Source organism: Vibrio sp. 1F169 (genome assembly GCF_041439605.1).
Lineage (GTDB): Bacteria > Pseudomonadota > Gammaproteobacteria > Enterobacterales > Vibrionaceae > Vibrio > Vibrio tasmaniensis_A.
In genome coordinates this window covers 67689-92581 of record NZ_JBGOOI010000013.1, presented here as the reverse complement: position 1 = coordinate 92581, position 24893 = coordinate 67689, and the positions used below count along the sequence as shown (strand labels likewise).

21 protein-coding genes are annotated in these 24893 nt (G+C 43.1%); 11 read left to right on the top strand and 10 right to left on the bottom strand.

Annotated features, from left to right (window positions below):
- Positions 1-394: 394 nt before the first annotated feature.
- A complete protein-coding gene (mepA, locus tag ACED53_RS08080) occupies positions 395-1234 on the top strand; it encodes a penicillin-insensitive murein endopeptidase (RefSeq protein ID WP_017101082.1) in 840 nt (279 codons plus the stop codon).
- Between the two features lie 278 nt (positions 1235-1512).
- Positions 1513-1821 (top strand): hypothetical protein, encoded by a 309-nt coding sequence (locus tag ACED53_RS08075; protein ID WP_009848260.1) that lies wholly within the window; start codon positions 1513-1515, stop codon positions 1819-1821.
- 42 nt (positions 1822-1863) lie between these two features.
- On the opposite strand, the gene ACED53_RS08070 is transcribed toward ACED53_RS08075, so the two are convergent.
- The 3 genes from ACED53_RS08070 to rdgC form a co-directional block, all read right to left on the bottom strand.
- The gene (locus ACED53_RS08070) at positions 1864-2118 is read right to left on the bottom strand and encodes a YfhL family 4Fe-4S dicluster ferredoxin (protein ID WP_004735061.1); all 255 of its coding nucleotides are present in this window, start codon (positions 2116-2118) and stop codon (positions 1864-1866) included.
- 20 nt (positions 2119-2138) lie between these two features.
- Positions 2139-3557, bottom strand: coding sequence for a tRNA 5-hydroxyuridine modification protein YegQ (yegQ, locus tag ACED53_RS08065; protein ID WP_012603295.1), 1419 nt, complete (start codon positions 3555-3557; stop codon positions 2139-2141).
- A 205-nt stretch (positions 3558-3762) separates the two neighbouring features.
- Positions 3763-4677, bottom strand: a complete 915-nt coding sequence (gene rdgC, locus ACED53_RS08060) for a recombination-associated protein RdgC (protein WP_017101081.1) — start codon at positions 4675-4677, stop codon at positions 3763-3765.
- A 193-nt stretch (positions 4678-4870) separates the two neighbouring features.
- On the opposite strand from rdgC, the gene phoB reads away from it, so the two are divergent.
- From phoB to ACED53_RS08045, 3 genes are read left to right on the top strand one after another with little or no spacing between them, the layout of a single operon-like run.
- A complete protein-coding gene (phoB, locus tag ACED53_RS08055) occupies positions 4871-5560 on the top strand; it encodes a phosphate regulon transcriptional regulator PhoB (protein WP_004735064.1) in 690 nt (229 codons plus the stop codon).
- Between the two features lie 33 nt (positions 5561-5593).
- Positions 5594-6892 (top strand): phosphate regulon sensor histidine kinase PhoR, encoded by a 1299-nt coding sequence (gene phoR / locus ACED53_RS08050; protein WP_017101080.1) that lies wholly within the window; start codon positions 5594-5596, stop codon positions 6890-6892.
- A 17-nt stretch (positions 6893-6909) separates the two neighbouring features.
- Entirely contained in the window at positions 6910-7866 is a 957-nt protein-coding gene (locus ACED53_RS08045; protein ID WP_009848264.1) for a PstS family phosphate ABC transporter substrate-binding protein, read from the top strand.
- Between the two features lie 78 nt (positions 7867-7944).
- Here the strand turns inward: ACED53_RS08045 and ppx are convergent, their stop codons facing one another.
- Both ppx and ppk1 read right to left on the bottom strand, forming a co-directional pair.
- The gene (ppx, locus tag ACED53_RS08040; RefSeq protein WP_017101078.1) at positions 7945-9456 is read right to left on the bottom strand and encodes an exopolyphosphatase; all 1512 of its coding nucleotides are present in this window, start codon (positions 9454-9456) and stop codon (positions 7945-7947) included.
- Entirely contained in the window at positions 9447-11543 is a 2097-nt protein-coding gene (gene ppk1, locus ACED53_RS08035) for a polyphosphate kinase 1 (RefSeq protein WP_017101077.1), read from the bottom strand. The genes ppx and ppk1 overlap by 10 nt, the downstream gene beginning before the upstream one ends.
- 200 nt (positions 11544-11743) lie before the next feature.
- On the opposite strand from ppk1, the gene ACED53_RS08030 reads away from it, so the two are divergent.
- From ACED53_RS08030 to phoU, 4 genes are all read left to right on the top strand, one after another.
- Positions 11744-13960: an ABC transporter permease subunit gene (locus tag ACED53_RS08030; protein WP_017101076.1), complete on the top strand. Its 2217-nt coding sequence runs from the start codon at positions 11744-11746 to the stop codon at positions 13958-13960.
- A gap of 110 nt (positions 13961-14070) precedes the next feature.
- Complete coding sequence (gene pstA, locus ACED53_RS08025; RefSeq protein ID WP_017101075.1) at positions 14071-15780, top strand: phosphate ABC transporter permease PstA; 1710 nt, start codon at positions 14071-14073, stop codon at positions 15778-15780.
- The gene (pstB, locus tag ACED53_RS08020) at positions 15781-16599 is read left to right on the top strand and encodes a phosphate ABC transporter ATP-binding protein PstB (RefSeq protein ID WP_017101074.1); all 819 of its coding nucleotides are present in this window, start codon (positions 15781-15783) and stop codon (positions 16597-16599) included. It begins immediately after the preceding gene.
- 75 nt (positions 16600-16674) lie between these two features.
- Positions 16675-17373 carry a phosphate signaling complex protein PhoU gene (gene phoU, locus ACED53_RS08015; protein ID WP_009848270.1) on the top strand — a complete coding sequence of 233 codons (699 nt, stop codon included), beginning with the start codon at positions 16675-16677 and terminating at the stop codon, positions 17371-17373.
- Positions 17374-17382: 9 nt separating this feature from the next.
- Here phoU and ACED53_RS08010 read toward each other — a convergent pair whose 3' ends face one another.
- Positions 17383-17874 carry a hypothetical protein gene (locus ACED53_RS08010; RefSeq protein WP_029225503.1) on the bottom strand — a complete coding sequence of 164 codons (492 nt, stop codon included), beginning with the start codon at positions 17872-17874 and terminating at the stop codon, positions 17383-17385.
- Positions 17875-18257: 383 nt separating this feature from the next.
- On the opposite strand from ACED53_RS08010, the gene ACED53_RS08005 reads away from it, so the two are divergent.
- Positions 18258-18953, top strand: coding sequence for a hypothetical protein (locus ACED53_RS08005; protein ID WP_017101072.1), 696 nt, complete (start codon positions 18258-18260; stop codon positions 18951-18953).
- A gap of 27 nt (positions 18954-18980) precedes the next feature.
- On the opposite strand, the gene ACED53_RS08000 is transcribed toward ACED53_RS08005, so the two are convergent.
- The 3 genes from ACED53_RS08000 to ACED53_RS07990 all read right to left on the bottom strand — a co-directional run bounded on the left by ACED53_RS08000 (position 18981) and on the right by ACED53_RS07990 (position 21680).
- Positions 18981-19910: a LysR family transcriptional regulator gene (locus ACED53_RS08000; protein WP_017101071.1), complete on the bottom strand. Its 930-nt coding sequence runs from the start codon at positions 19908-19910 to the stop codon at positions 18981-18983.
- A gap of 100 nt (positions 19911-20010) precedes the next feature.
- Positions 20011-20754, bottom strand: coding sequence for a copper homeostasis protein CutC (locus ACED53_RS07995; RefSeq protein ID WP_017101070.1), 744 nt, complete (start codon positions 20752-20754; stop codon positions 20011-20013).
- Positions 20755-21071: 317 nt separating this feature from the next.
- The gene (locus ACED53_RS07990) at positions 21072-21680 is read right to left on the bottom strand and encodes a peroxiredoxin C (RefSeq protein ID WP_009848275.1); all 609 of its coding nucleotides are present in this window, start codon (positions 21678-21680) and stop codon (positions 21072-21074) included.
- A 209-nt stretch (positions 21681-21889) separates the two neighbouring features.
- On the opposite strand from ACED53_RS07990, the gene ACED53_RS07985 reads away from it, so the two are divergent.
- Entirely contained in the window at positions 21890-22795 is a 906-nt protein-coding gene (locus ACED53_RS07985; RefSeq protein ID WP_017101069.1) for a hydrogen peroxide-inducible genes activator, read from the top strand.
- Positions 22796-22921: 126 nt separating this feature from the next.
- On the opposite strand, the gene ACED53_RS07980 is transcribed toward ACED53_RS07985, so the two are convergent.
- Entirely contained in the window at positions 22922-24862 is a 1941-nt protein-coding gene (locus ACED53_RS07980; protein WP_017098081.1) for a methyl-accepting chemotaxis protein, read from the bottom strand.
- Positions 24863-24893: the final 31 nt, after the last annotated feature.

Here is a 24893-nt window from a genome sequence, read left to right as displayed (position 1 = left end):
CCTGTCACGCCGGGGGTCGCGGGTTCGAGTCCCGTCCACTCCGCCACTTATTAGACAAAGCCCTAACAGAAATGTTAGGGCTTTTTCATGTCTAGTGTTTTGGTCTGCGACCAACGAGTCCCGGTGCCTGCAATCCCCAGCCGTTCCGCCATTTATTAGAAAGCCTAGTCTTATGACTAGGCTTTCGTCGTTTCAGGGCTGTGAGTTTTTGTCTTCGACTACGATAATATCGCTACAGATTGAGAAGATTCGCTAGGAATAGTGAAGCTTTTTCACTTAAATATCTAAAGTCAGGAGATAACTCTCAAGCTATCCCAAAAATATCACTCTCGACATACACCAATTCCCTAATGACGACTAGTATAAAAACAGTGATCGTTTATTTGGAATTGTTATGAGGTTATTTTGTACATTGGCTCTTATCTTTTGTTCGTTTGTTGTATCAGCAACCTCGTGGGAAAAAGAGAAAAGCCCAACAAGAAATTCAACCTCATCCATAGGTAGTTACGCTAATGGTTGTCTTGACGGGGCGCAAGCTTTGCCAATTAATGGGCAAGGTTATCAGGTGATCCGCCCTCAGAGAGAGCGCTATTATGGCCATGCCGAGGCTATTCAGTTTATTGAAAGGTTAGGTGTCATTACAAGCGAACAACTCAACACTAACTTATTAGTTGGCGATATTTCGCTACCTAGAGGGGGACGTTTCTCATCTGGTCATTCAAGCCACCAGACTGGCTTGGATATTGATATATGGTTAAGGCTCACTGATGAGAGATTTTCCGAAAATGAACTCGCTGTTCCTAAGCCAATAAGCGTTGTCGACCTTACTAATTACAAACTGCGTAAATCAAATTGGACCGATGACCATTTTCAAGTGATTCGCTATGCAGCCAAAGACCAAAAAGTGGTACGTATCTTCGTCCATCCTGTTATTAAACAAACTCTTTGTGACCAAGAAAGCTCTGATGCCAATGAGAGAGCTTGGTTAGGAAAAATCAGGCCTTGGTGGGGGCATCATTCCCACTTCCACGTTCGTTTAAAGTGTCCTGATGGCAGCTCAAACTGCATCGCTCAAGCAAGCCCTCCTAAAGGTGATGGTTGTGGAGATGAACTTGCAAGTTGGGCTCCAAAGACCATTCCAGTTCCTCCACCTAAAAAAGTAGCTAAAAGTAAGAAAAAAAAGAAAGTTAAAGTGATGCCGAGTCAGTGTTTGGCCTTGATATCCAATAAGTAATCGCATCTATCGAGGTTAATTACAGTGGTAACCCCACTGGTTTTCTCGACTCTAAAACTGGAGAAATATCACACTTTTGTCTAGAGTTTATAAACACGAGATTAAGAACATCGTTTGATATCAATAAAACCAATAACGATATCAGCAAGGGCGACGATGACGAATTTGACAAGGTTTGGTCAGGGATTGAGTGTTTTTTGGGGTGAAAGATGCGGCTTATACGCAGTATGCGAAATCAGAGTCTGATGCCCGTCGATAGATAATTCAAGGATAAGACTATGACTATGATTTGTGCAAAGGAATTTTCCGAATGGTTAAGACATAGGTTCAACGCTGAAAGCTCGGGTATTTCTATTTCAAGAGCTGATATCAATCAGCTAACAGGCAGACAACGTTTAGACCCTAGCTTCGTAAATGATGTTCACTATGAATTAATGCAGTATGGAATGGCATTTGTGACTGATACCAGTAGAGAAAACTTCTATCTTGTTCCGATAGCTCAATCAATAAACTGGCGAGAACGACTCGAATATCAATTTGAGAAAGAGATGTTCTGTAACATATATCCCATTGAAAAGTCGGGTTAAAAAAAAGGTTCAACTTGATGATTAAGTTGAACCTTTTATCTTTTAGGTCAAGCCTTGAATAATGACAAACTTTTCTAATAATTCGTCGTCAGTTTCAATATGGTTCGGGTCAGTAATGATACATTTTGTAATCGGACATACTGACTGACATGTTGGCTTCTCATAGTGACCTTTACACTCAGTACATAAATCAGGATCGATTTCGAAGATACTGTCCCCCATAGTGATTGCACCATTTGGGCATTCTGGGTCACACATATCGCAGTTTATGCACTTGTCAGTTATTAGTAGAGCCATTTATCTTTCCCAAGTAACCGTTATTTACCTGATGCGTTACGTGTATCTTGGCCTTCGCTCAAGTTACGCATTAGCAAGCCATACTCTAGATCGAGATCTGCTGGCACAGGAATAAATACGAAGTGACCGTTACCTTTTGCGTCGTCTACCGCTTCAGATTTACGGTTTTCCATCACTTCTAGTTTGAAGACAACGTTACCTTTCGGTGTCATCATTTCTAGGCTGTCACCAACTAGGAATTTGTTTTTCACTTCTACTTCAGCTAGGTCGCCACGGCGTTTACCTGTGAATTCACCAACAAACTGTTGAGTATCAGAGATAGAGTAACCGTATTCGTAGTTTTGGTATGAATCGTGAGTGTGACGACGTAGGAAGCCTTCAGTGTAGCCTCGGTGAGCTAGGCTCTCTAGCGTACCCATTAGGCTCTCATCAAATGGCTTACCTGCAACAGCATCATCGATAGCTTTACGGTAAACCTGTGCTGTACGTGCACAGTAGTAGAAAGACTTGGTACGGCCTTCAATCTTCAATGAATGAACACCCATCTTCGTTAGGCGCTCAACGTGTTGGATTGCGCGAAGGTCTTTAGAGTTCATGATGTAAGTACCATGCTCATCTTCAAACGCTGCCATTTTCTCTTCAGGTTTGTGTGATTCAGAAAGTAAAACGACTTCATCAGTTGGTTTACCAAGGCCTAATGTGTTGTCAGGGCGCTCGTCTTGAACTTCAATACCTTGAGTTTCTACTTCTTGAATAGCAACGCCGGTAGGGTTAGCTTCAACGATCTGACCGTTTTCGTCTTCTTTCGCAGCTTCGGTCTTGTATTCCCAACGACAAGCGTTAGTACAAGTACCTTGGTTTGGATCGCGTTTGTTCATGTAGCCAGAAAGTAGGCAACGACCAGAGTAAGCCATGCATAGAGCACCGTGAACAAAGATTTCTAGCTCTGTTTCTGGGCAGTGTTCGCGAATCTCTTCGATCTCTTCAAGAGATAGCTCACGAGATAGGATCACACGCTCAACGCCTTGAGTTGACCAGAACTTAACGGTCGCCCAGTTTACTGCATTTGCTTGAACTGAAAGGTGTATTGGCATTTCAGGGAATGCTTCACGTACCATCATGATAAGACCTGGATCTGACATGATAAGTGCGTCTGGGCCCATCTCAACAACTGGCTTAAGGTCGCGGATAAATGTTTTTAATTTAGAGTTGTGTGGCTGAATGTTACATACAACATATAACTTTTTGCCTTGAGCATGAGCTTCATCGATACCGATTTGTAGGTTTTCGTGATTGAACTCGTTGTTACGAACACGAAGGCTGTAACGTGGCTGGCCTGCGTATACTGCATCTGCGCCATAGGCGAATGCGTAACGCATGTTTTTAAGGCTTCCTGCCGGTGATAATAGTTCAGGTACAAATGGTTTTTGTGTAGTCATTGCTTCGTTCTCTAATCTGATCTCAAGTCAGGTTGATACCACCAAGTGATATCAAAGGGGCGCAAATTTTACGCTAAAATGAGTTTGGTTGATAGCCCTAAAGATAACAATGGTATTGTGAAGAGTGTTGTTAGGTGTTGATAAGCGGGGTGGAGAAGAAAACAAGCTCAGATATCGTCGATGCCTGAGCTTCAAATCGGAACAATTAAGCGTTAGGTTGAGTTAACCCGCCTAATGATTCGAATAGGTTTGGTAGGAAAACACTGAACTCACCACAAAGTAGAGAGAAGTCTGCATCAAAACGTGCAGCTTGATCTTCACGAGGAATATCGTCGTTCTCATCTTTTAGTTCATCACTGAATTTTAGACGCTTGATGCTGCCATCTTCAGCAAGAATGAACTCAATGCGATCTTGCCAGTTGATCAGAAGTTTAGTCACAACTTTATTGGCTTCGATGTGGTTCTTAATCTCATCAGCTTCTAGTTCTTGTTTCTTAACTCGAATAATACCGCCGTCTTCTTGGATTGATTTAAGCTCAGCTTCATCAAGCATGGTGATGCCTTTAGGCGTATCACCTGACTTAACCCATTCCGTTAACGTTGTTTCAATCGCTTGCTCTGGAATAGCTGGCACTACTGGCAAGCTACCCATTGTTTTACGTAGTAATGCTAGTACGTCTTCTGCTTTTTTGTAGCTGCTAGCATCAACAACAATAAAGCCTTCTTTCGGCATGATCAGCGCGTAAGTGAAGTTACTGCGGCTGAAAGCACGAGGAAGAAGATCGATGATGATGTCTTCTTTTAGGCTGTCTTTCTCTTTCTTTTTCAAAGGAGTACCAGACTCTGCCTCAAGCGTTTCTACTTTTGCATTCAATGAATCTTTGATCACTGAAGCTGGAAGCATTTTCTCTTCTTTCTTTGCACAGATGAGAATGCGGTTTTCTGATACGTGCGTCATCATATCGCCGTGTCTACCCATCGCGTTTACCCAACCAAACTTCTGTTTGTCTTGGCTGCCACAAGGGGTAAAACGGAACTCTTCAAGTTGTTTCTCTAGCTGATCTGCGTTGAAGTCTATATCACGATTAAAGCGATAGACGAGGCAATTCTTAAACCACATAAATATTTCTCATACCTTTATCTGAAGACGCTCATCATAGGAGATTTCGATCCATTTGTCTTATACCTGCAATAAAAATTAAAAGTGAAATGTTTGAGACAGTTATATGAAAATTTGTTTTCAAAGGTCACAAAAGTGTCATAATTAAACCAGATAATGCAATGCGTTGATTAAATACTAAGGCTATTCAATTATGTCGAGAAGGATTCTGGTCGTTGAAGATGAAGCACCTATTCGTGAGATGCTGTGTTTTGTACTTGAACAAAAAGGCTACCAAGCAGTAGAGGCTGAAGATTACGATACAGCGGTAAACAAGCTATGTGAACCTTTCCCAGATCTAGTATTACTAGATTGGATGCTACCTGGTGGTAGCGGGATAAACTTTATCAAGCACATGAAGCGTGAAGAGTTAACTCGCAACATCCCAGTGGTGATGCTGACGGCTCGTGGCGAAGAAGAAGATAAGGTGCGTGGTTTAGAAGTGGGCGCTGATGATTACATCACCAAGCCATTTTCACCAAAAGAGCTCGTTGCTCGCCTGAAAGCGGTTATCCGCCGTGTAACGCCTACTGCACTAGAAGATGTGATTGATGTACAAGGCCTTAAGCTAGACCCTGTATCTCACCGCGTTACCGCAAGTGAAGGTCCAGTTGATATGGGCCCAACCGAATTCAAAATGCTGCATTTTTTTATGACTCACCAAGAGCGAGTATACAGTCGAGAGCAACTGCTCAATAACGTTTGGGGTACCAACGTTTACGTTGAAGATCGTACGGTTGATGTTCATATTCGACGTTTACGCAAAGCACTTGAATCTGCTGGTCATGACAAATTAATTCAAACGGTTCGCGGCGCAGGCTACCGTTTTTCTACAAAGGCTTAACGTGGCTTCACTGCCCAGTTTATGGAGTCCTGAATGGTTGAGAAGTTAACCTGGAAAAAGCTGGCTTGGGAGCTGGCTTTTTTTTACGCACCTTGGATTATAGTCGGATGGATATTCGGTTATTTACCTTGGTTATTGCTGGCTGCAACAGTATTACAGTTAGCATGGCATCTACACTATCAAATGCGTTTGTCTGCTTGGTTGTGGGATGAAAAGCGGTTAACACCCCCTTCAGGTTCTGGAAACTGGGAGTCTCTGTTTAACGGTATCTATCGTATGCAGCAGAGGCAGCGTCGCAAACGCAAAGAATTGACCAACCTTATCCGCCGTTTCCGAAACGGTGCTGAATCCCTTCCCGATGCCGTTGTGGTGTTTCGCGGTGAAGGCAATATTGTTTGGTGTAACAAGCTTGCTCAGTATTTACTGGGTTTTCGCTGGCCAGACGATTCAGGTCAACCGATCTCTAACTTGATCCGCACGCCGGACTTCATCAAGTACCTTAACAAACAAGATTTCTCAGAGCCGTTAGAGATGCCTTCGCCACTTAACGTGGAGCGTATGCTTGAGCTGCGTATCGTACCTTATACTGAAGGTGAGCATTTGATGGTAGTACGTGATGTTACTCAGCTAAAACAGCTAGAAGGCATGCGTCGTAACTTTTTCGCTAACGTTTCTCACGAGCTACGCACTCCAATGACCGTACTTCAGGGCTATCTTGAAATGACGGAAGATCCAGACATGGTCGTTGGACCTATGTGGCCTAAGGCTCATGGTGTGATGACTGAGCAGTTAAATCGTATGAACAGTTTGGTCAATCAGCTTCTTACTCTTTCTAAGATAGAAGCGGCGCCAATGCATGAATTGGATGAAGTGGTGAATGTTCCGGCGATGTTGGAAGTTCTTGAAAAAGAAGCCGCTAGTCTCAGTGGAGAGCGAGAACACAAGCTGGAATTTGATATCGATAAGAGTTTACGCGTATTAGCGGATGAAGATCAGCTGAGAAGTGCAATATCGAATCTGGTTTACAATGCAGTGAAATACACGCCGCCTGGTGCGACCGTAAAGGTTCGTTGGTACCAAACCAGTCAAGGCGCGTGTTTGGATGTGTCAGACACTGGAGACGGTATCGAACCACAACACTTGCATCGACTTACGGAGCGTTTCTATCGTGTTGATAAAGCACGCTCACGCGATACTGGGGGCAGTGGCTTAGGGTTAGCGATTGTTAAACATGCGCTTAGTCACCATGATTCACATTTAGAAATTAAAAGTGAAGTGGGTGTTGGTAGCCGATTCCATTTCACGCTACCTAGCCGATTGACAGTGTCATGAGTTCCTTAATACGCCGGATGCGTTTCCCCATCAGTTCATTATTAGCATTAGCTTTGGTTACCCCTGTTCATGCCGAGCAAAGTGTCGATTCTCTTCCTGATTATTCTAAGGTTCCGGGTATTTCTGGCAGCTTGTTGTCTGTCGGTTCCGATACCTTAGCGGGAATGACAACGTTATGGGTTGAAGAGTTTAAGTCTTACTACCCGAACGTGAATGCTCAAGTTCAGGCTTCTGGTTCATCCACTGCACCTCCTGCATTAACGGAAGGTACTGCTCACCTTGGGCCTATGAGTCGTCCAATGCGCCTACGAGAAGTGGAAGCGTTCGAAAGGGAGCATGGCTATAAGCCGACGGCGCTTCGAGTTGCTATCGATGCGATTGGTCTTTTTGTGCATCGTGATAACTCTATCGAGGGACTTAATTTTCGCGAAATTGACAGCATATTTTCAGAGACATTGCGCTGTGGCGCGACTAAGCCGCTAAACAATTGGCAAGATTTAGGTATCAGCCAGCCGTGGGCAAAACATAGATTCCAACTGTTCGGTCGTAATTCCGTTTCGGGAACCTACGGCTACTTCAAACAAAACGCATTATGTAGTGGCGACTTCAAGAACCGAGTCAATGAACAGCCAGGATCTGCGTCGGTTGTACAGTCGGTCGCTTCATCAATCAGCGGGATAGGGTACTCAGGTATTGGTTATCGAGTGGCTGGTGTTAAGTTAATTCCTATTGCTGAGCATGGTTCTGATTACGTAGAGCCTACTCGAGCGAATATTTTAAGCGGAGATTACCCTCTATCGCGCTTTCTCTATGTATATGTGAATAAACACCCAGATAAACCGCTTTCTCCTGTAGAGAGAGAGTTCCTCACTTTTGTATTCTCGAAGCAAGGGCAAGAACTGGTAGAGAAAGATGGCTATTTAGCGATACCGCCTGAGTTCGCAGAGCAAGAGTTGGCAAAAGTCGGGCTCTGATTGAGGCTAACACAAACTTAGAAAACAAACGTATGAACAGCTTGCTAAGTCGCAGGCTGTTTTTATTTTGACTGTTCGTTATTCTATCTTTAACGACCATCCAGCATTTTGCCAACGTTGTTGTTCTTCTTTGAGTTCATATTCAAGCAGTTGGTTTTGGGCCAACCAATCGCTGTTAGATCCTTTCAATCCCCAGTTATCCTCTTGTTCAATCGTTAGAGTCGTGTCTGGGACTAGTGCTTGATTTCTCTGACGATTGAGTAAGATAGCGAGTCTTAATATGCGAATTAGTAGCGTTATTTGTTGTGGAGAAAATAGAGACAGTTCCGGCAAGTCTTGCCGCTTAATCGCTTTTCTTTGGTGGCGAACCAATGTCGAGATAAGACGTTGTTGCTCAGTATTGAAACCGGGCATTGTCGTGTGCTTAAGCAGATAAGCCGAATGGCGGTGATAGCCTTGGAATGCGATGCTTTGTCCTACCTCATGAAGTAGTGCAGCCCAACCAACTAGATCATACAGTTCATTAGTGACCATAGTCGTTACTTGAGGCTGCACTTGTTTCAGTAATGCAAGGGCGAGTTCTTTGACTTTCTGGCCATGAGCTACGTCAACATGGTATCGAGAGACGAGCGTATCGGCGGTTCTTGTTCGAACATCAATATCTTTAAATCTATCCTCCATGTCATAAAGAACGCCTTCTCTCAGGGCGCCATCAGAAAAATGTAACTCCTTTGTTCCTAGCGTATCCATGGCTGCTGAAAGAATGATGACGCCAGCAGCAAACACCGGCTTTCTCTCATCACTTAAACCTGAAAGGTCTAAGGTTTTGGATGATGAAAACTCACATAAGTGATTTTTCAAATAGGACAGACGTTGTGGCGTAATGAGACCATCGGTAAACCCTAAGCCAATGAGTACCTCTTTTATTGATTTAGCCGTCCCTGATGAGCCAAAGGCGATTTCCCAAGGGGCCTTTGTGTATTCTTTAATCAATGGCATCAATAGGCGAGTAGCTGCGGTATAGGCATCTGAGAAGTGTTGTGAGGTTAGCTCTCCGTCAGCAAAGAAACGTTGAGTGAAGCTGACGCATCCCATAGGTAAACTGCGCATAATTAGGGGAGTAAAGCCTTGCCCAGAGACGAGCTCCGTACTCCCTCCACCGATATCAATAACCAATTTAGATTCAGAAGCGGTTTGAGTGTGTTCTACACCGTTATAGATTATTCGAGCTTCTTCTTGACCTGAAATGATCTCTATTGGAAAAGGAAACAGTGGTTTGGCTTGCTCTAAGAAGTCTTGAGCGTTTTTGGCTTTTCTTAGGGTATGAGTCGCAACAACTCTTACATCATCAAGTTCAAAATCCGCTAGTCGTTCTGCGAACACTTTGAGGCACTCCAAGCCTCGCTCGATAGCACTTTCGGATAAGAAGTTAAACTCATCCAACCCATCACCTAATCTCACTTTCTGTTTGTGTCTGCTGACTAATTGCAGGTGTTGTTCGAATACTCGGGCAACCACCATATGAAAACTGTTCGAACCCAAGTCGATAGCGGCAATACATCGAGAATGTTTGTTATCAATTAGCGGCATGATTTCTTCTCTTGTTTGTACTTCTTGCGAGCAAGTTTCTCCATACGTTTAATATAGTGGTAAGTGGAGAGTTGTGAAGTCGGGTAATCGAGTGGGTTTGTTGGAGCTTGTATGTAAGGATTGCTCATCGATTGGTCTAGCACTCGAGCTTTGTTGCTGTCATCGAAATGAAACTCGGTGATATCGATAATGGTTTGCTTGATCTTTGGATCTAAAATTGGAGTGGCGACTTCGATGCGGTGATCGAAGTTTCGTGTCATCCAGTCGGCAGAGGAGATATAGACTTTTGGATTACCAGCGTTACCAAAGATCATCACTCTTGGGTGTTCGAGAAAACGATCGACCACACTAACAATCTCAATCTGCTCACTGATGTTGGAGACTCCCGGTACGAGAGAGCACATACCACGAATGACCATTCTCACTTTTACATTGGCTTGGCTGGCCTGATAGAGCTTCTCAATGATCTCTCGGTCGACCAAATTGTTGAGTTTTAGAGTGATGCTTGCAGGCTTGCTCTCTATCGCGTTTTGTATTTCATTATCTATCAACTGATACAGGCGTTTTCTTGTATTCTTTGGTGACACAATCAGTTGTTTGAACTGTGATTTTTGATAAGGGTTTTCAATATACTTAAAGACTTGTCTCACCTCTTGGGTCAAATCTTCATTCGCAGTGAGCAGAGAAAAATCGGTATACACGCGCGCTGTTACTTCATGAAAGTTACCGGTGCCAATATGAGCGTAATGCGCCGTATGCTTGCCTTCTTTCCGTTTAATGAGCAGAAGCTTAGAGTGAATTTTCAAACTTGGGATGCCATGGATGACTTTTATACCGGCTTCTTGAAGTTTCTTGGTCCATTGAATATTGGCTTGCTCATCAAAGCGAGCTTGAAGCTCAACGACGACAGTTACTTTCTTACCATTGTGCGCCGCATCGATGATCGAGCTAAGGAGCTTTGAACCTTCTGCAACACGGTAAACGTTTATTTTTATGGAAGTTACCTTCGGGTCAAAGGAAGCCTGCCTCACGAGTTCAGTAATGTGATTAAAGGTGTGATAAGGGTAATGCAACAAGATGTCACGAGCTTTGATCGCTTCGAAATAGTTTGGGTAGTGACTGAAATGCGCGCACTTAATCGCGGGTAGTGGACGATTAACTAAATCACGTCGATTAAGGCTTGGGAACTCAGAGAAATGTTTGAAGTTATGATAGCGTCCACCCGCAATGACACTGTCATAGTCAGACAGCTTAAGTCTGACTTGTAAGAAGTTGAGCATTTCAGCTGGCATTTCTGACTCATAGATAAGGCGTATCGGTAGTGCCGTTAAGCGCTGTTCTAAACCTAAAGACATCGATTCTAATAGGTTACTTTCATTGTTCTCTTGAAGATCATAATCGGCATCACGCGTCATTTTTATAGCAAAACAACGCACGGAGTCATACTCAAAGAATCCTTTAAGCAAGTCATCTAAACAAAATCGAACTATATTATCTAGTAAGATCAAAGTCGTACGCTGTGAACCCGAAGTGTCTGGTAACTTAACAAATCGAGGGAGAGCTTCAGATGGGATTTCGAGTAACACATATTGAGAAGAAGTCTCTTGCTCAATGTCGATCGCCAAGTAGCTTTGTTCATCTTTGATAATATTGAGTAACTGGCTATCTTCGTTCAAGAGAAACGGAGTTAAATGTGGAAGCACTTTTTTCTTAAAATACTTTTTGATCCACTCACTTTGCTCTTCGCTGATTTGTTGTTCGTTGACCAAAAAAATACGATTGCGCGCCAGTTCCAACAATAAGTCGTTATACAACTCATGGAATCGAGCATCGAGCTTACTTGCTTTGCTCTGCATTTGAGTGAGTAAGGTTTTCTGCGAGTTGGTAGGTAATTGAGGATCTTGAAGTAAGATCTTTCGTTTCACGTCAGCAAATCGGACTTTGTAAAACTCATCGAGGTTTTTTGAGTAAATACCTAAAAAACGAACTCTTTCGATTAAGGGCACTGACTTGTCGGCTGCTTCTTGGAGCACTCTTTCGTTGAAGGATAACCAGCTAAGTTCTTTTGTGACATAGTCTTTTTCCATCGAGATGATAATCCTTGAGTGCTGGCTATAGAGCTGATTACTTTAATTTAGAATGACAAAATTCACAAAATCTATGATCTTACTTTAAGAAATATGGTCAACAAACTTGTTATTAGTTTCAGTTGTTTAACGTAACTTGTAATATAATTGTCATCTAACGTACATATTATGTCAGTAGCTAAAAAAAGGTAGATAAACAGATGGCTTCAGCCCAATTTTCATTGAAAGATCGTGACAAAAAAAGATGGTTGAAAGATCGTCTCGTCCGTTTTTCAGTGACATGCGGTGCCATCAGTGTTCTAGCTGCTCTGGTATTGATCTTTGTTTACTTGGCGATGGTCATTTTACCGGTGTTTTCTGATACTGGTTTAGAGACAGACCAAGCCGTAAAGACCGTTGTTGTAGAAAAGCCTATCGCCTTATCTGTTGATGAATACGGTCAGCATGCATTTACTATCGAAAAATCTGGCTTGGTGCAGTTTTGGGATTTAGAGTCTCAAAATACACACTCTTACTTTGAGCGAAATGTTTTAGCCAATCCTGTTGCCTTCTCTCGAAATACCCCATCAGAAAACTGGTTTGCCTTTGCCGATAGTGCAAGCAACCTTACTTTTTTCTATCCTGAGTATAGTGCCCCTGTGCTGCAAAAGGGCAGTGAAGCCGATCCTAAAATTGAGCAAATTGATCTCCCTGAACCATTTTTAAATGATGAATCATCAAACGGAGCAACAATCGAAAAATTCGCATTCTCTAAGAATGGACGTGGTATCACGGTTGCCGCTCAGCTAAGCGACCAACGAGTTTTGGTGAAGTGGTATCAGAGTGATCTTACTGGTCAGTATGTTTTTCAGAAGAGTCAATGGCTGTCGGATAAGTTGGGTTTACAGCAACAGTTGTTAGTCACGCCTGATGGCCAAACTTTATATCTTCGAGCACAATCGGATTTAGTGGTATTGAAGTTATCAGATAGCGGCTTCAATGTTCGTGAAGTAATTGATCTTAGCTTGAATGATGCGAAGCACTCGGTGAAAAGTATCGATTTACTGTCTGGAGCTTATTCACTGTTGGTTACGCATGAGGACGGACAGGTTTCTCAGTGGTTCGATGTACTCAACGATGAAAAGCGTAGCCTGACCCATATTCGCGACTTCCAACTCGCCGAAGAGGTTCAATTTATTCTGCCAGATACTTATAGAAAGGGTTTTTATAGCTTCTATAAGAATGGCACATTACAAAGCCACTATACGACCAGTGAAAAGTTGTCGCTGTTTGAGCGCGCATTTGATAAGTCACCACAATTAGCGGCTATGTCTGCCAATGAACTGCATTTGGCGACGCTGATTGATGGCACCATCAGTGTGGCTAAAGTCGACAATGAATATCCGCAAATATCATTCTCATCGCTGTGGCAAAAAGTCTGGTACGAAAGCTACCCTGAGCCACAATACGTTTGGCAATCAACGTCGGCGAACGATGACTTTGAAGAAAAATTTAGTTTAGTCCCTATCACGTTCGGTACCATTAAGGCCGCTCTGTTTGCAATGATGTTTGCCGTGCTGGTTGCTGTGCTCGGAGCCATTTACACCGCATACTTCATGTCTCCACGAATGCGAAGAGTGGTTAAGCCTTCGATTGAGCTGATGGAAGCTCTTCCGACCGTTATTATTGGATTCTTAGCCGGGCTTTGGTTTGCACCCATTGTTGAAACGCATTTAACGGCCGTCTTCTCGTTAATGGTGCTATTACCACTGAGCACGCTACTGACTGGGCTTGTTTGGTTCTGTTTGCCAAAAATGGTGACGAGCCGTTTTACTAATGGTTGGCATGCTCTGATATTGATCCCGGTATTGGTGATTACTGTGATGGCAGTCTTTGCTGGTGAAAATGGTATGGAAGCCTTGTTGTTTGGTGGTGATATTCGTACCTTCTTGGCTAACTATGGCATCGACTTTGACCAACGTAATGCGCTGGTGGTTGGCTTCGCTATGGGCTTTGCTGTCATCCCGACAATTTTCACGATTGCAGAAGACGCTATTTTCTCTGTGCCAAAACATTTATCCGATGGCTCACTGGCTTTGGGAGCGACGGCGTGGCAGACCCTTATTTATGTGGTGTTATTGACGGCTAGCCCAGGTATCTTTTCTGCAATCATGATGGGGCTAGGACGAGCGGTTGGCGAGACTATGATTGTCTTGATGGCGACAGGTAACACCCCAATTCTTGACTGGAATATTTTGGAAGGGATGAGGACATTATCGGCAACGATTGCTGTCGAGTTACCAGAGTCCGAGGTGGGTGGTTCTCACTTCCGATTGTTGTTCTTAGCAGCACTCTTACTGTTTATTTTTACGTTCGCGGTGAACTCTGTCGCAGAGTGGGTTAGACAAAGACTGAGAGATAAATATCGTGCGCTGTAGTTTTAAAGCTCTACCTCAATGTGTCTCAATGGCTTTTAGCTGTTTGACTAGTGTATCTCACGAACTTGGCTCTTCCTTGGGTTCAGCACGTCAGAGCAAGGTCGATCATGATGAATAAACTGAAGTCATTATTATCTTGGATTAAATCAGGCTCTCCGTGGATTTGGCTTACGGGTGGGGCGGTGAGCATCAGTATGCTTTCGGTTCTTGGCCTAATGCTGTTGATTGGCTGGAAGGGCTTGACTTATTTTTGGCCTGCTCCTTTGTACCAATGGCAAGTGGATTCTAAAGATGCATCGTTAGTTGTCGGCCTCGACGAAACGGTAGTAAAGCAAGATGTATTGATTGGTCAGTTATATGAACGAAAATACATTCCGATAGAGCAAGTCCCACAAGTACACGACCTCTTGTCGACTCAAAACCTGTCGACTGGGCTCATTCAGCGCTTAAGTATCAAAGTTGCCAATAGGGAAATTTATCCAGCGGACTTTGTCTCCATTTTGGATGTCAATTTACGTGAACCAACAACGCCGCTTGATTGGGTTGTGATTGAACGAAGTCGAGGTGGTTATTTCTTTGGTAAACCTGTGGGTTTTAAAACCACTTCCGGCACCTTTGATTCGAACATAGACCAAAAGCTCGAGCAAGGCTTGGCGTTCGCTGATACGTTACGTAAAGAGACGTCGCGTGTTGTGAACCAAGAAATCCGCAATATCAGCTGGCAATTGGAAAATTTGCGTTTAGAAAAACGTAAGCTTGAACTCAATGAGTCAGTGAGCGATGAATACCTTAAAACCTATACTCAAACTAAATTGGAATTAAATCGTCAGTTGGCTGAAGCCGAAGTAAAGCTTGAGCATCTTAGAACACAGCTCAATGTCGAAAGCTTGTTGGTAGAAGATATGACAGGAGAGCAGGTTGAAATTTCGCTCAGTCATATTTTGGATTATTGGTACCCGAATAATATGTCTTATCTTGAAAAGGTTGGGCATTGGGGCAAACAAGTTTGGAAGTTCTTGTCGGAGAACCCACGAGACTCAAACTCTGAAGGCGGTGTGTTTCCTGCGATTTTTGGCACGGTACTGTTGGTTATTCTTATGTCGATTGTAGTGATGCCTCTTGGTGTGGTTGCTGCGATATATCTTCATGAATACGCAAAAAACAACGCATTAACACGTTTGATTCGTATTGCCGTAATTAACTTAGCGGGTGTACCGTCGATTGTGTATGGTGTATTCGGCTTAGGATTCTTTGTGTATACCATCGGTGGCTCAATCGATTCTTTGTTTTACGCAGAACGGTTACCCGCTCCGACATTTGGTACGCCGGGCCTATTATGGTCCGCACTGACCTTAGCGGTATTAACATTACCCGTTGTTATTGTAACAACGGAAGAGGGCTTAACGCGCATCCCTAGCTCCGTGAGGCACGGTTCATTAGCGCTTGGTGCTACTCAATTCGAGACGCTTTGGCGCATTGTTTTACCGATGGCAAGCCCTGCGATTATCACCGGTTTGATTTTGGCAATCGCGAGAGCTGCGGGGGAGGTTGCCCCATTAATGCTGGTGGGTGTGGTGAAACTCGCATCAAGCTTGCCTGTGGATGGTCAGTTCCCATACCTGCATTTAGACAGAAAGTTCATGCATTTAGGTTTTCATATCTATGATGTTGGGTTTCAAACCTCTAATATCGAAGCGGCACGACCTTTAGTGTATGCGACTTCATTTTTACTGGTTACTGTGATTGTTGGATTGAATTTAACGGCCATCAATATCCGTAATAACTTGCGTGAAAAATACCGAACCTTAGGACAAGATTAGATGTTCTCGATTAATGAAGCCTTGGGTTACCAAGCACCACTTGATGTTCACAATTTGAAGGATGAGCAAATTGCTATCTCGATTGAAGGGCTGAATCTTTATTATAAAGAGAGCCAAGCACTTGATGATATTTCAATGCAAATCCCAAAGGGACAGGTGACCGCGTTTATTGGCCCATCAGGGTGTGGTAAGTCGACTCTACTGCGCTGCATTAATCGCATGAACGATCTTGTTGAAGGTTGTAAGGTTTCCGGAAAAGTGAAGCTTCATGGCAAGAACGTCTATCACCCTAAGGTGGATGTCGCGACCTTACGACGCCGAGTCGGCATGGTGTTTCAACGTCCGAACCCTTTTCCTAAATCTATCTATGAGAATGTGGTTTATGGATTGAGGCTGCAAGGCGTGAGCAACAGCCGAGATCTTGATGATGCAGTTGAGCGCTCTCTGCGCGCCGCGGCGTTGTGGGATGAAGTCAAAGATCGTTTGCATGAGAACGCCTTTGGGTTATCGGGTGGTCAACAGCAGCGTTTAGTCATCGCTCGTGCGGTTGCCATCGAACCTGAAGTGCTGTTATTGGATGAGCCAACATCGGCACTCGACCCGATTTCGACATTGACGATTGAAGAGTTGATCAACGAACTTAAAACCCAATACACCGTTGTTATTGTTACTCATAACATGCAGCAGGCAGCTCGCGTGAGTGACCACACCGCTTTTATCCATATGGGTAAGTTGATCGAGTACTCAGATACTGATTCTATATTTACTTCGCCATTGAAAAATCAAACGGAAGACTACATTACAGGTAGGTACGGCTAACGTTTAAGTTCGCGCCATCTAGAGCTAAGTCACTCTAAAATAAATGACTTTATTCATTTCTTTTAAGGAGCTGACATGCATTTTGGTCGCCACATCTCAGGACAGTTTAATGTCGAATTAGAATCTATCCGTACACACGTATTAACTATGGGTGGATTGGTAGAGCAGCAGTTGTCATTTGCGATGCAAGCGCTTCATAAAGATGATGTTGAATTGGCCAAAAAAGTGATTCGTGATGACCATAAAGTGAATGCGATGGAAGTGTCGATTGATGAGGCGTGTACTCGTATTATTGCGAAGCGTCAGCCGACCGCAAAAGATCTGCGTTTGATTATGGCGATCATCAAAACCATTACCGACTTAGAACGTATTGGCGATGTTGCCTCTAAAATTGCTCAAGGCGCAATCGAGATCCCTTCGACCAAAGAGCAAAAATTTCATGTCTCATTAGAGCCTCTTTGTCGTCAGGCAATCACCATGCTTCACCAAGTATTAGATGCGTTTGCTCGTATGGATGTCGATGCTGCGGCAGAAGTTCACAAACTTGATGATAAGCTGGATGCGGAATATGAAGCTGTGATTCGTCAGTTGATGACGTACATGATGGAGGATCCTAAGAACATCCCCAATATCCTGCAAGTGATGTGGTCAGCTCGTGCGATTGAGCGAGTGGGAGATCGTTGCCAAAATATCTGTGAATACATTATTTACTTTGTGAAGGGTAAAGATGTACGCCACCTTGGTGATCAAAGCCTAGATGACGCACTGAAGTAGGTATTAACTTTAGAATCGAATAATTGCACCAAGGTTAAGGTTGATTGTTGTGTCGTAAGGCACGAAGGTCTTATTGTGATCAAAAATATTCATATCAACACCAGCTCGTAGCCCTAGCACTGGTGTTGCTTGGTAAACATAGGCTCCACCAAGACTTAATCCATGTGCTGTCTTCTCTTCAATTTCGCCGTTACGCGTTTTTGCCCCGTCATAACTCGCTACGCCAATCTCCGCCTGAAAGCCGTGGTTCTGGTTTCTTCCAAACATATTTTGAATACCAACGCGGTACGCATCGACATTTTCATCGTATCGGTCGCTGTCATACCAAAGGTGAGAATAGCTCAGATAAACCGCACCTAGATTCGCCACATCAGTAATACCTGCTTGCATTCCAAAGCCATGATAAGAACCAATCTTTAGTTCAGGAGATAAGTGAAGACCATTTGAAAGTGCAGAGGTTGAGAATAAAGCTGAAGCTAAAAGAAGTGTTTTAAATTTCATGGTACCACCGAGGTAATTTTGCGCTCTCCTTAGCATTAGGTCGATCCATGCGTGAACCCAGTGAAATCACTGGCTAACGGTGATCATTATATGGGCTTTGAAAGAGCAGGCTAATTCGCATTGGTTATCTCTGTAATAATTCTGGCTTATCAGCAGCGGTGATCATTACACGTGATCTTTGGAACTTACGTAGCCTTACAAAACGAGTGTGATAGAAGTGCCTAAACATAAGCTGATGTTCTGTAATGTATTTGTTTAAGGCTCATGAGAAAAATAACGATAGTATCGATATAGCTCATTGATGATCGCTATATTCTTACTTATCTTTAATTTACTCTTCTACTGAATTTTTCCCTTACATTTATTTTTAGGTAGATATCAGTATGAAGAAGTTTCTTTTCGTTGTGACTCCTCTTTTCGCGTTAACTGCGTGCGGCAGCGCTGCCATCATGGACAAATCAGATGCGGTTAATCAGCAGCCAGAGCTCATGGTTAAAACCGATGGTGATTTTTGGGGATTAGGACAAGAAGGGACGTTTGATATTGCAGGCATGTACCAAGGTAAATACAGCCGAAATTCATCAGGTTCAACATGGTTTGAGACTGTTTCATTCAAAGAGGGTGAGCTGGCTGCTGAAATCACTAGAGTCGATAATGGCCAAGTGTGGAACTTAGTCTGTTCTGGCGGTGGCACTTCAGTTAACTACATGGGTGTTGATTTTGGTGGCAATAAACCTTACCGCTGTTCTGTATCTCAAAGCAATGAGAATATAGGAGAGTTCGTTTTAGAGCCTCAATCTGGGATGATCAGTGTTAGCTTAGAAAAGAAAGAAGCTGGCTACATCCGAGTTGGGGCGAATAAATATGACGTAGAAACTGTCCATTCAAGTAAAGACCTTTTAATGTCGGTAGAAAAACCACTAGGGTATAGCTTTAAAAAAGCTTCTAAAGAAATAGCGGCAGCTCAGACAAATGGAATGATAACGCTACAGGTGTTACCTGAACTTAATGAAGAGGAAAAAGACACATTAGTTATCGGTACCATCGCTAGCGCACTGAGCTGGCGTCCGGAAGAGTAAAATACAATATATAACTTTTAATCGAACTTACTTTTGTACTTGTTCTGATAAAACTTGCTCTATGAGTTTTGAAAGCCAATTTGTTAAAGGTGAGTTTCGATTTTTAATGTGTATATAACTATAGACCGGAGTCTTCAGCGTTTTTCCGTCGACTGAGACATCTATCCCGCGTAATGTCGGATAGTTTTCTACTGGGAAAAGGTTGGAATGGGGCATGTACATATCAGTATGTTGAATGACATCGATTATAGCCATGACCAATTCGCTGCGAAAACCGATACGATGCTCGATGGAAAGGTCGGTTAGAATCTGAGACGCTAAGCTAAAATTGTCATTCCAACCTGGCGTTACTAAAGATGCGATTTCGTAACCTACCATGTCATTTGGAGTCACGGTGTCTTGCTTTAAAGGGTGAGCTTTCCTAACAAATATACGTCCTGTTAATTCAATGAGCTGCCTTGTATAGACTTCTTTACTTGTCTTTTCCCCTAAGTAGCTTACTCCCATCAAAACCTCGTCTTTTTGTATATCTGAGACAGACGAGTTTGACCATGGAACAAGCTTTAGTTTAGCGTTTGGTGCTTGCGCTCTTATATCTTTAAAAAGTGAGCCAGACAGACAAGAAAGCACCACTGGAGATAGGGCTATTTTCAACGTGTAATCGATCTCTTTCGGATCAAAAGTGTTTGATGTATTAATCGCGATAGATAGACCGTCCATGAACGGCTTGATTTGATTAGTGAGCTGCTCTGAAAATGCCGTAGGTTGTAAGCCTCCATGAACCTTTACGAAAAGGTCATCGTTGAAGTGGTGTCTTAGCTTTTGTAGGGCTTGGCTAACCGCTGGCTGAGAAACGAATAAACGCTCCGCAGCCTTTCTGGTATTTTTCTCTTGATAAACAATCAGAAATGTTCGTAACAGGTTTAAATCAAGAGAGCTGAATAAGTCTTTAGCCATATCTGTCCATGAAAATTTTCTGTGCTATTCACTCTAATATACGCCAGTCCGCTAGATTCGTCAGCGTGGTTTCTCTGGATTTGTGTTAGTGACGACTACCCTAAGCGGTGAGGGCAGCTCTCACATTGGATATCTTATTCGTATCAGTTACTGGTATCTGATAATCATCAACATCATTACTGCCCATTTGAGCGCTTGAATTGCTTTCCATTAGGCTGGGTCTTGTCGATTTACCTGAAAGGTGAAGTGCAGGTACTTGGGTGGTGCTTTGAATCATTTTGGCATTCGTTGCGTTGACGCCAGCACCAGCCATTATATCGATTCTGCCATCGGCTTGTTTGACCATATCTGCGAGCACATTGATGCCTTGCTCTGCATTAATAGCAAGCCCTGACGTCAGGATTCTTTCACATCCGAGCTCAATAATCTGCTCTAACGCTACTTTATAATCCTGAAGTTGGTCGATTGCACGGTGGAAGGTGATTGCTAGTTTGAGTTGGTGAGCCTTGCTTGAGAGAATTTGCATTGCAGACATATCAATCTCACCATCAGGTGTTAGTACACCCAGAACGACGCCATTCACCCCTGCTCTCGCACAAGCTTCAATATCTTCCAGCATACAGAGTATATCGTCATAATCGAATATGAAGTCACCTTGTCTCGGTCGTATCATGGCATAAACTGGTACGGACGAAATTTTTGCCGCTTGCTTCATCATTCCGAAGCTTGGAGTTAACCCGCCAAGTGCTAATGAAGAGCAAAGCTCAATTCGATTCGCGCCACCAGATAGTGCGTTATATAGAGATTCTAAGTTATCGATACAGACTTCAATTTCGGTGTTCATCGTATTTATCCGTTCAAAAAGATACGGACGAAATCATAACAACCTAGATACGGATATGAATAGGTGGTAGCAGAGGAAAATAGAGGTAAAGTTTGTTCTTGTAACTGCCTCTATTAAATGTTGCAGAGGCGGTTTAGGTAGGTAATTGTCGTCGGAGAGAGATGAAAAAAGCCCGAAGCGTTAACTTCGGGCTTTTAATAGGACTTTACTTCTTAACTGATTGGCGGTGCGCTTTGCGCTATTAGCTTATGCTTTATTTCTCTTTATAGAGAGTCTTCCAACCATTAACCCGCGTTGAGTTCGGGCTTAAGAGGTAATTACTTGCTTAGGTCGTCAGCGTGCTCAGATAGGAATGCAGCAACACCTTGTGGAGATGCGTCCATACCTGATTTACCTTCTTCCCATTGTGCAGGACAGACTTCACCGTTCTTCTCGTGGAAGTTTAGTGCGTCTACCATGCGTAGCATTTCGTCGATGTTACGACCTAGTGGAAGATCGTTAACTACTTGGTGACGTACAAGGCCGTCTGCGTCGATTAGGAAAGAACCACGGAAAGCAACGCCTGCTTCTGGGTGCTCAACATCGTATGCTTTGCAGATTTCGTGCTTAACGTCAGCAATTAGAGGGTATTTAACTTGACCGATACCGCCATCAGCGATAGCAGTGTTACGCCATGCGTTGTGAGAGAATTGAGAATCGATAGAAACACCGATTACTTCAACGCCTTTAGCTTGGAAATCTTCTAGACGGTTGTCGAAAGCGATTAGCTCTGAAGGACAAACGAAAGTGAAGTCTAGTGGGTAGAAGAAAACTACCGCTTTCTTACCTTTAGTGAATTCTGCGAAGTTGAAGTTATCAACGATCTCACCGTTACCTAGAACAGCTGCTGCAGTAAAGTCAGGGGCTTGACGACCTACTAGTACCATTTGGAATCTCCTAAAAAATTAGTTGGCCCAACACATCTTTGTTTGGGCTCCGTTTCTACGGGACAAACTATAGTACAATCGGTACTATAGAAAAAAGCGAATTAAATAGATTAAGTTAATCGAAAAAAGCGATAAGCTTATTCTTTGTCCGTTCCTTAGGTCAAATGACCTTCACTTAAGTTATCCTACTCATATTACAAAGTAATTTCATGAATAAATGGCCAAGTCTTAAGCAACTTCACTATCTTGTTACTCTTCACGAAACTCGCCACTTTAGCGACGCTGCGGATCGCTGCTTCGTGAGTCAATCGACACTAAGTAAAGGCATTCAAAACGTGGAAGAACTCATTGGTTGTCCTCTCTATGAGAAGAAAGATAAAAAGAGCCCATTGGTTTTCACTCAAGCGGGTGAGCTGGTGGTTAAGCATGGTCGAGAGTTACTGGCGAAAGGGCAAGACTTGGTTGAGCTCGGAAATCTATGTAATGGAGACGCGATGCAAGGGCAGTTGCGAGTAGGGTGTATTCCTACTATTGCTCCATTTCTATTGTGCGATTTGGTACAAGAAGCGAACCAACGTTTTCCACAGTTGAACTTGTTGTTACGGGAAGACACGACAACTAACCTATTGGCTGCGTTGCGTCATGGTGAGTTGGATGTACTGATTCTGGCTTTGCCTGTCGATATCGACAACATGGAGAGCAAAGTTGTTGGGCAAGACCCTTTCAGAATGGTAATCAGCCGCAATCAAGCCGATGGTATTCGTGTTCCGATTAAATATGATGACCTGCCAGACGAATCTGTATTCTTGTTGGAGAACGAGCACTGCTTAACCGAGCACGCGGTATCAGCTTGTAAGCTAACCGACAAAGAGAAGATAAACCCGTTCACCGCCACAAGCCTACATACGTTGGTACAAATGGTGGCAAATGGTTTAGGAACCACCTTTATTCCACAAATGGCGATCGATCATGGTTTGTTGCAAAATCAGAATTTAGTGGTGATTGACCCTCCCGGTCAACAAGCTTATCGCGATATAGGCCTTGTATGGCGACCAAGTTCGTCACGTCTTGAAACCTTTCATCAGTTAGCTGATGTAGTCTCAGAATTGCTTTAAAAAACTAGAAAGTAAAATTCAAAAGAAAAAGAGCAGCTATTTGGCTGCTCTTTTTGTTTGTTTATTTGAGAAGAAAAACAAACAAATAGTGGCGTTAGAAGCTTATTTATCTATTTTACTATAACGTTAGATTTTGAAAAAACTCAGCAAGTCTTTTTGCTTAACAGCTAATGAAGAGAGTTCTTCACTTGCCTGTTTGCTCTGCTCAATTCCTGAAACATTTTGATGAACAATATCAAAGGTCAGAGAAACATTTTGTGAAATATCTTGTGTTACGCCAGATTGTTCTTCAGACGCTGTGGCTACTTGTGTGTTCATATCAGATATTAGTTGTACTGAGTCAGTGATAGAAGCGAATGCAGCACGAAGCTGTTCGCTATACTGTCTAGATTCTTCTGCTAACGAAAGATTGGATTGCATAAATTGGTTCGCATCTTTCGCTTGAGCCTGAAGGCGAGATATTATTTCTTGAATATCGACCGTTGATTGTTGTGTTTTAGCGGCAAGAGAACGAACTTCATCTGCTACCACCGCAAAGCCTCGGCCTTGCTCTCCCGCTCGAGCGGCTTCAATGGCTGCATTTAACGCAAGTAAGTTAGTTTGCTCAGAAATTGAATTGATCACTTCAATAACACTACCGATCTCTACCGAGTACTCTTGCAATTGATTAACGATGTTTGATGTTTCTTCGATCGAGTCTTCAACTTTTCGAGATATATCATCTGATGCATCGAGGGAAACACTGCCATCTTTGACATTTGTCGTTGCCCCAGTTGCAGCGCTCTCTGCGCTAGCTGCATTCTGGCTAACCTCACTCGCAGTACTAGAAAGTTCATTGATGGCTGTCGCGATTTGTTCCATTTGACTCAGTTCTTGTTGAGCATTTCCTTCTGTTTGGCTCATTACCGCGGTTAGCTCAACGGAGGCTGCTGAAACATTGTCTGAAATCTGGTGGAAACCATCGATTATTCGACGTAGTTCTTGGCGCATTTCTAAAATGTTTGCGTATATACCGGTCTCTTTACCCGTAATTGGAATCTGCTTTGAAAGATCACCAGCGGCGACTTCGGCAACAATTGTTTGGATGTCACTTGGCTCTCCTCCAACGACTTTCCATACACTGCGGTAAATCGAAACGGCAATGCTAAGAGAAGCAGCGACAACGAGAATTGAAAGAACGCCAAGCACAAATTGCGCGTTAGAGAATCGCTCGACCATATTAGGTCCGACAGAGTCTTGCTCTGACTTTGTTGATAGCTTTATCTCTTCAATTGTTTTTGCTGCATTAACACCAGCAAGATCAAGAGTCCCTGAAATGATGCCATTTCGCGTGTTTATAGTGTCAACGATCTTTGAAAATGTGTTGCGGTAAATTTTGAAGGCACTAGTGAAATCGTTTAAGTAGTTGATTTGTTCCATCGACATGAGTTGAGATTCGATTGTTTCTGCAAGTAGTGCGGCAGAGGCAAACTCTTTTTCAGCACGCTGAGCATCTTCTGTTTTATTGCTCGTCAGAAATTTAGAAGCGTACAATCTTGATAGCAATACATGCTGCTGAAGCTGTCCTGAACTGACAGCAACTTCTAAATCTTCTTCAGCTGAAGCTTGGGTCATTAGGTTGGTCACTGCCTCACGCATATTGACCCCTGATGGGTCTAAGGCCTCTTGAACTAGGTTGTTTCGAGTATTGACAAGTTGAACAACCTTGTTAAAGCCTTGGCTATATTGATCAAGCTGCTTCTTTATCGTTAGGAATTCATTTTTGTGTAGATCGTCAAGATGAGAGTCTAATATTTCATCTATCAATTGATTTGATGCGGTGATACGTCTATTCAGTTCAGAAGCATGTGACGGAATAGGGTTTTTAATATATTTAAGTGCAGATAAACGAGCTTCCAGTATATTGGCTTGGATTCGACCTGTTGAGACACTTGTTATTGCAAGAGAGCGGTAGGTGTTAAACCCATCACTCGATTGATAAAAGCGTAATGAAGCAACGACTGAAATAACCAAAATTAGCGCGAGAATCACGCCAAAACCTAAGGACAGCAATTTCTTTAAACTCATAAATATCATTCCTAGTAAGGCAGCTTGTTTT